The 8,456-nt window shown below is 65.3% G+C and carries 3 protein-coding genes; all 3 read right to left on the bottom strand.

The window, feature by feature from the left end:
• Positions 1 to 282: 282 nt before the first annotated feature.
• Positions 283 to 1,716 carry an efflux transporter outer membrane subunit gene (locus tag Q8O29_RS11990; protein ID WP_305563076.1) on the bottom strand — a complete coding sequence of 478 codons (1,434 nt, stop codon included), beginning with the start codon at positions 1,714 to 1,716 and terminating at the stop codon, positions 283 to 285.
• A 5-nt stretch (positions 1,717 to 1,721) separates the two neighbouring features.
• Positions 1,722 to 4,967: an efflux RND transporter permease subunit gene (locus Q8O29_RS11985; protein ID WP_305563074.1), complete on the bottom strand. Its 3,246-nt coding sequence runs from the start codon at positions 4,965 to 4,967 to the stop codon at positions 1,722 to 1,724.
• 289 nt (positions 4,968 to 5,256) lie between these two features.
• Positions 5,257 to 8,442 carry an efflux RND transporter permease subunit gene (locus tag Q8O29_RS11980; protein ID WP_305563072.1) on the bottom strand — a complete coding sequence of 1,062 codons (3,186 nt, stop codon included), beginning with the start codon at positions 8,440 to 8,442 and terminating at the stop codon, positions 5,257 to 5,259.
• Between the last annotated feature and the right edge of the window lie 14 nt (positions 8,443 to 8,456).

The raw sequence follows: 8,456 nt of genomic DNA, 5'->3' as shown, positions 1-8,456 counted from the left end.
CGCGTGGCGGTCAGCATGCCCGAGTCCCTCGGACAAATGAGAGATGTAACGATTGAACTCCTTGGCTGCGTCCATAAAGCCTCCGGTCAGAATTGATGCTATTGAAATAATAGCATATTTTATGACACAGTAAGACTAGGCAGGCAGACCATCGGCCTTCGCGTCAAAGATGATCGCTGGCCCGCCGCGCATCGCGCAAGGCAAGCAGCGCTGATTTATGAATCAAATCGGCCTCCAGCCCATGTCCAGCAATCGCCAACAGCTATCAAAAAATGAGCAAGTTCAAGGCTGTCGCCCAGCCTGCCAGCCGCCACCGAGCGACTGGATCAGCGCCACCGCCGTGGTCTGGCGGTCGGCCATCGCCTGCACCAAGGCGCGGCGGGCGTTCAGTGCGGTGGCCTGCGCGGCAATCACTTCGGTGAAGCCGACCTGGCCGGCGCGGTAGCGGTTGAGCACCTGCTGCTCAACCTGGTCGGCGGCTTCCGACGCCTGGCGGCGCAGCTCCTGCTGGACCTGCAGCACGCGGGTGGCGGCGAGCTGGTCTTCGACATCCTGGAAGGCCACCAGCACGGTTTGCCGGTAACGCGCCACCGCCTGCTCGTGTGCGGCCTGCGCGCCGTCCGCGCGCGCGCTGGTGGCACCGGCGTCGAACAACACCTGCGCCGCCGACAGGCCCAGCGACCACAGCAGGCTGGGTGCAGAAAACAGGTCGGCGACGCGGCTGGCACCTGTGCCTGCCGACGCGCTCAGCGAGATGCTCGGGTAGTAGGCGCTTTGGGCGATGCCGATCTGCTCATTGGCTGACGCTACGCGGCGTTCGGCTGCGGCGATGTCGGGGCGCCGTTGCAACAAGGTGGACGGCACGTCCACCGGAATGTCAGGCACGGCCGGCTTCCAGGCCACCGGCGGCAGCGAGAAGTTGCCCGGTGCCTGGCCGACCAGCACGGCAATCGCGTGTTCAAGCTGGGCGCGCTGGCGCACCAGCCCGGCGTTGTCGGCCTGGGCATTGGCCAGCTGGGTCTGCGCCTGCAGCACGTCGGTTTTGGCGACAATGCCGGCGGTGTAGCGGTTTTGCGTGATCTCGACAGAGCGCTGGAAACCCTCCAGGGTGCTTTCGAGCAACAGCTTTTGCGCGTCGGTCTGGCGCAGTGCAAAGTAGTTGGCGGCGAGCTCGCCTTGGGCTGACAGTTTGGCTGAAGCCAGGTCGGCTGCGCTGGCCTGTGCGCCGGCCGATGCGCCATCGACCGCGCGGCCGAGCCGGTTCCAGACATCGGGCTCCCAGCTACCGCCTATGCTGAGCTGGTAGTTGTTACCGACGCGCCCGGTGCTGCCGCTGGTGGTGTTGCCGCTGCTGCGGGCGCGCGAGGCGCCGCTGCTGAGCGTGACCAGCGGGAACAGCGAGGCACGCTGCTCGCGCACCAGCGCACGCGCCTGCGCATAGGCCGCAACCGCGATGGCGACATTCTGGTTGGAGACTTCGACGCGAGAAGCCAGTTCGTTGAGCACCGGGTCGCCGAAGAGCAGCCACCAGGGGCCGCGGTCCAGCATGTCCGCCGGGACCGCGCTGACCCAGTTGCCGGCTTCCTTGAAAGCGCTGACTTCGGCGGTGGCCGGCCGCTGATAGTGGGGGCCAACGGCGCAACCGGCGGCCAGCAGGGCCAGGGCCAGGGGGGCAAGCAGGTGGCGCTGGAAGCGCAGGGGCAGGTATGTGGTCATGGCGGTCATTGCAGTTGCAGCGGCGCGTGCGGGGGCGGCGCGCTGGAGTCATCGGGGTGGCGGCTGAACTGGTGCTCGGACGTGCCGCGGCGGCGCAGCTTGTCCATCAGCACATACACCACCGGCGTGGTCAGCAGGGTGAGCAACTGGCTGGCGATCAGCCCGCCGATGATGGAGATGCCCAGCGGCCGGCGCAGCTCTGCGCCTTCGCCGAAACCGATGGCCAGCGGCAAGGCACCGAGCAGCGCGGCCAGCGTGGTCATCAGGATGGGCCGGAAACGCAGCAGGCAGGCCTCGCGCACGGCGTCGACGGCGGACATTCCGCGTGAGCGCTCGGCCTCGATCGCGAAGTCGATGATCAGGATCGCATTTGTCTTGACGATGCCGATCAGCAAAAATACGCCGATCAGCGCGATGATGGAAAACTCCATCTTGAACATCAGTAGCGCCAGCACCGCGCCGACGCCGGCTGAGGGCAGGGTGGACAATACCGTGATCGGGTGGATCAGGCTTTCGTAAAGAATGCCCAGCACGATATAGATCACGATCAGCGCCGCCAGGATCAGCAGCGGCTGCTCCTGCTGCGACTGCTGCGCACTCAGCGCGGTGCCGGCAAAACTGCCGCGCACGTTGTTGGGCAGTCGGATCTGGGCCTCGGCCAGCTTGACCGCGTCCTGCGCCTCGCTGAGCGGAACGCCTTCGGCCAGGTTGAAGGAAACCGTGGTCGAGAGTTCACCATCTTCGTGGCTGATCGATGCAGCGGTGGAATTTTCGCTGAAGCTTGCTATCGCCGACAGCGGCACCATGGTGGTCAGTGACGAACTCAGGGCCTGGCCCGAGGACGGGTCGCGCAGCGCCGGATTCACCACGGTGGTGACGGCGCCCGGCGCGGCGCTGGCCAGCGTGCTACCGCTGCCGCCTCGGGCCGGCACATAAATGTCCTTGAGCGACTCCGGGCTCTGGATGTAGCGCGGCGCCACGCCCATGATGACCTTGTACTGGTTCAGGTCGGCGTAAATCGTGGCGACCTGGCGCTGACCGAAGCTGTTGTACAGCGCGTTGTCCACGTCGCGCGAGCTGATGCCCAGCCGCGCCGCGCTGTCCTTGTCCACCGTGACCATGGTTTCGACACCGTTTTCCTGCTGGTCGGTGTCGACATCGGTCAGCTCGGGCTGCAGCTTCATCTGCTCAGCCAGCCGCGTGGCCCAGAGCTTGAGTTCGGCGCTGCTGTCGCTCTTGAGGGTGTACTGGTAGGTCGAGTTGCTGGAGCGCCCACCGCCGCGCAGGTCCTGCACCGGGTTGAGGAAGATGCTGATGCCGGTGATCTGCGCCAGTTGCGGCCGCAGCCGCGCGATCACCGCCTGACCTTTGTCGCTGCGCTGCCCCACTGGCTTGAGGTTGATGAACATGAAACCGCCGCCGGTCCGCGAGCCGCCGGTGAAGCCGACCACGGTGTCAACGGCCGGGTCGGCGCGGATGATGTCGACGATGGCCTTGAGCTTGGTCTGCATGGCCTGGAAGGAGATGCTGCGGTCGGCGCGTATGCCGCCGCTGATCTGGCCGGTGTCCTGCTGCGGGAAGTAACCCTTGGGAATTGAGATGAACAGGTAGACGTTGAGTGCAACCACCGCGACCAGGCTCAGCATCACGATGCCGCGGCTGGCCAGCGCCCAGTCCAGGCTGTATTCGTAGCTGCGGTGCACCCGTTTGAAGGCATTTTCGAACCAGCGTGCGAGACGCCCCGGCGGTTTGTCCTGCGACTGCGGCTTGAGCAGCCAGGCGCACATCATGGGTGTGGTGGTCAGCGAGATCACGAGTGAAATCAACACCGCTGCCGACAGCGTGACCGCAAACTCGCGAAACAGCCGACCGGTCTGCCCGCCCATGAACAGCAGCGGGATGAACACCGCCACCAGCGACAGGCTGATGGACAGCACGGTGAAGCCGACCTCGCGCGCACCCAGCAGCGCAGCCTTGAAGCGGTCCATGCCGGCCTCGATGTGGCGGCTGGTGTTTTCCAGCACCACGATGGCGTCGTCCACCACAAAACCGGTCGCCACCGTGAGCGCCATCAGGCTCAGGTTGTTCAGGCTGAAGCCGAGGACGTACATCACCCCAAAGGTGCCTAGCAGTGACACCACGGTGGCCACGGCGGGAATGATGGTGGCGCGTGCGCTGCGCAAAAAGGCGCTGACAACCAGCACCACCAGCGCGATCGAGATCAGCAAGGTGATCTCGATTTCGTGCAGCGAGGCGCGTATCGAGTTTGTTCTGTCCGAGGCGACCTGCAGCAGCACGTCCTGAGGTAGTTGCGCCTGCAGCTCGGGCAGCAGGGCGCGCACGCCATCCACGGTGGCGATCACGTTGGCGTCGGGCTGGCGCGTGACCAGCACAATCACGGCCCGCTCGCCATTGAACAGGCCCAGGGTGTTGATGTTTTCGACGCCGTCCACAACTTCGGCGACGTCGCTGAGGCGGATGGCCGCGTTGTTGCGCCAGGCTACGATCAGGTCGCGGTAGTCGGCAGCCTTGCGGCCGCCGCTGGCGGTGTTGGCGCCCGAATAGATTTGCAGGCGCTGGCCGTTGCCTTCGATGGCCCCTTTGGGCCGGTTCGCGTTGGAGGCCTGCAGTGCTGCGCGCACATCCTCGGCGCTGACGCCGTAGCGGTTCAGCGCAAACGGCAGCAGGTCCACCCGCACGGCCGGCAAGGAGCCGCCGCCGAGTTCGACATCGCCGACGCCCGGCACCTGGGCGATTTTCTGCTGCACCAGGTTGGAGACCTCGTCATAAATCTGGCCCGGCGAACGGGTCGTGGAGGTCAGCGCGAGGATGATGATGGGAGAGGCCGCCGGATTCGCCTTGCGGTAGGTCGGGTTGCTGCGCAGGGTGGCCGGCAGGTCGGCGCGCGAGGCATTGATGGCGGCCTGAACCTCGCGCGCCGCCGCGTCGATCTTGCGGTTCAGGTCGAACTGCAGGCTGATGCGGGTCGAGCCATTGCTGCTGTTGGACGTCATTTCGTTGACGCCCGCAATCGTGCCGAGGCGCCGCTCCAGCGGCGTGGCCACGCTGCTGGCCATGGTGGACGGGCTCGCGCCGGGCAACGAGGCGCTGACCGAGATCACCGGGAAATCGACCTGCGGCAGCGGCGAGACCGGCAGCACCAACAAAGCCCCGATGCCGGCGAGGGCCAGGCCTATGGTCAGTAGCACCGTGGCTACCGGGCGGCGGACGAAGGGTTCGGAGAGGTTCATCTCTTTGCCTTTGCCGCTGCGGGTTGGGCATTCTCTTTGATCCTGATTTTGTGGTTTGCCGACAAGCCGGGGGTAGCCCGGCGGCTACTCACTTTCTTTTGCTTCGCCAAAAGAAAGTAAGCAAAGAAAAGTGCCTCGCCCGCCGGGGCGAGACCCGGCTTGCTGGCAGACCACGCAGCTAGAGTCATCGAGCACCGATCCCGGATCAAAGCCTGCCCCGGACCCCGGATCCAGTCCGGGGCAGGCTTTGATCCGGGGTCCGGGATGACGAGCTGCAGGGGGAAGGCGTTCACACAGAACCCTTACGCCGAAACCTCTGTCCCATCCGGTCAAACGCCAGATAAATCACCGGCGTGGTGAACAGCGTGAGCACCTGGCTGACGATCAGTCCGCCGAAGATGGACAGGCCCAGCGGGCGGCGCAACTCGGCGCCTTCGCCCCAGCCCAGCATCAACGGCACCGCCGCAAACAGCGCAGCCAGCGTGGTCATCAGTATGGGCCGAAAGCGCAGCAGCGCGGCCTGGTGGATCGCCTCCTGCGGCGACTTGCCTTCGTTGCGCTCGGCGGCTATGGCGAAGTCGATCATCATGATCGCATTTTTCTTCACGATGCCGATCAGCAAGATGATGCCGATGATGCCGATCACGCCGAGGTCTGAGCCGCTGAGCATCAGCGCCAGCAGCGCGCCCACGCCGGCTGAGGGCAAGGTCGAAAGAATCGTCAGCGGGTGGATATAACTTTCATACAACACGCCCAGCACGATGTAGACACAGATCACCGCCGCCAGGATCAGCCAGAGCTGGCTGGACAGCGAGGACTGGTAGGCGCCCGCTGCGCCGAGAAAGGTCATGGTCACGCTGGCCGGCATGGCAATGTCCTTGGCCGCCTGCTTGACCTGGCCCACCGCCTTGCCGAGCGACGCGCCGGGCACGGTGTCGAAGCCCAGCGTGGTCGCCGGGTACTGCGCCACCCGCGTGATCTGCAGCGGCGCCGGCTGCTCGATGATGCTGGCGATGCTGGCCAGCGGCGTGGTGGTGCCCGAGCCGGTGCGCAGCGGCAGGTTGCCCAGCGAGGCCGGCGTGGTGAGCTGGTCCGGCATGGCTTCCAGGATCACGCGGTACTGGTTGGTCTCGGTAAAAATTGTCGAGACAATGCGCTGGCCGAAGGCGCTGTACAGCGCGTCGTCGATGGAGGACGTCGTGACGCCGACACGCGAGGCGGTGTCGCGGTCCACCAAGATGTAGGCCGAGCTGCCCTGGGCGCCGGCGTCCGACGAGATGTTGCGCAGCGCGGGCATTTCCTGCATGCGCTGCGCCAGTTTGTTGGCCCACAGCGACACGGTGCCGGTGTCCGATCCTTCGATGGACACGCGGAACTGGGTCGGTCCGGTCTCGGCATCAATCGTCAAATCCTGCGTCGGCTGCAGGTACATGGTGACACCCGCCACCGTGGCCGCGCGGCGCTGCAGCCGGTCCATGGTTTCCTGCTGCGAGCTGCTGCGGCGGCTGGTGAGGTTGATCAACATGCGGCCGGTGTGCAGCATGGTGTTGTTGGCGGCGTCCACCCCGATAAAAGAGCTCAAGGTGGCGACATCCGGGTCTTCCAGAATGGCACGGGCGGTCGCCTGCTGTAGCTCGGCCATGCGTGCATACGACAGCGACTGCGCGGTTTCTATCCGGGCCTGCAACTGGCCGGTGTCCTGCGTCGGAAACAAACCCTTGGGAATCAGCACATACAGCAGCACGGTCAGCACCAGCGTGGCCAGCGCCACCAGCAAGGTTGCGCCCTGGTGCCGCATCACCCAGGTCAGCGACTGGTCGTAACGCGTGATCACGTTGTCAAAAAATTGTTCCAACCGCGCGCTGAGGCGGTCGGTAGCCTTGTCTTCACCAGCCAGGGCCGCGGGTCCGGCTTCGCCGGCCCGCAGGCGCAGCGCCCCTTTTCCTTGTGCAAGGGGCAGCGAACTGCCGAAGGCTCGCGAAGCGGGGAGCGTGGGGGCTCTTTTTAACCATCGCGCGGACATCATGGGCACCAGCGTGAGCGACACCACGGCCGAGATCAAAATCGTGATGGCCAGCGTGACCGCAAACTCGCGGAACAGCCGCCCGACCACGTCACCCATGAAAAGCAGCGGGATCAGCACCGCGATCAACGAGACCGTCAACGAGATGATGGTGAAGCCGATCTGCTGCGCGCCCTTGAGCGCTGCCGCCATGGGCGCCTCGCCTTTTTCGATGTAGCGCGAGATGTTTTCTATCATCACAATCGCGTCATCCACTACGAAGCCGGTGGCGATCGTCAGCGCCATCAGGCTCAGGTTGTTCAGGCTGTAGCCCAGCAAATACATGGCGCCACAAGTGCCGATCAGCGAAATCGGCACGGCCAGGCTGGCAATCACGGTGGCGCGGATGTTGCGCAGGAAGGCAAAAATCACCAGCACCACCATCACCACGGCCAGCAGCAGCTCGATCTCCACATGCAGCACCGAGGCGCGTATGCCGGTGGTGCGGTCGCTCAGGATGTCGACCTGCATGGCGGTTGGCAGGCCCGCCTGCAGCTCGGGCAGGCGCGCCTTGATGGCGTCCACCGTGGCAATCACGTTGGCGCCGGGCTGGCGCTGCACGTTCAAAATGATCGCTGGTTTCAGGCCTGACCAGGCACCCAGCTTGATGTTCTCGGCGCTGTCCACAACCTGCGCCACGTCCTTGACCCGCACGGCGGCGCCGTTGCGAAAAGCGATGATCAGGTTCTGGTAGTCGCTGGCCGCCAGCAACTGGTCGTTGGAATTGATGGTGTAGGAGCGCGTCGGCCCGTCGATGCTGCCCTTGGCGGCATTCGCGTTGGCAGCGCTGATGGCGATGCGCAGCGAGTCCAGCCCGAGCCCGTACGAAGCCAGCGCGCGCGTGTCGGCCTGGATGCGCACCGCCGGCCGCTGGCCGCCGCTGAGCGACACCAGGCCGACGCCGCCAACCTGGCTGATCTTCAGTGCAAGCCGGGTGTTGACGATGTTCTGCACCTCGGTCAGCGGCAGGCTGTCGGAGGTGATGGCCAGCGTGAGTACTGGCGCGTCGGCCGGATTCACCTTGGCATACACCGGCGGTGCCGGCAAGTCGGCCGGCAGCAACGAACCACCAGCGTTAATGGCGGCCTGCACCTGCTGCTCGGCCACATCAAGCGCCAGGCCCAGGCCAAATTGCAGCGTGATGATCGACACACCGGCTGCGCTGGTTGAGCTCATGCGCTGCAAGCCTGCCATCTGGCCCAACTGCCGCTCCAGCGGCGCGGTCACGGTTTGAGCCATGACCTCCGGGCTGGCGCCGGGGTAAAGCGTCTGCACCTGGATGGTCGGGTAGTCCACCTGCGGCAGGGCCGAGAGCGGCAAAAACTTGAAGCCGACCAGACCGGCCAGCACGATGGCCACCATCAGCAGCGAGGTGGCGACCGGGCGCAGGATAAAGGGACTGGACGGGCTCATGCAGGGTGCCTGTG

Source organism: Polaromonas sp. (assembly GCF_030689685.1).
Classification (GTDB): Bacteria; Pseudomonadota; Gammaproteobacteria; order Burkholderiales; family Burkholderiaceae_C; genus Polaromonas.
This window is presented reverse-complemented; position numbering and strand designations above follow the sequence as displayed.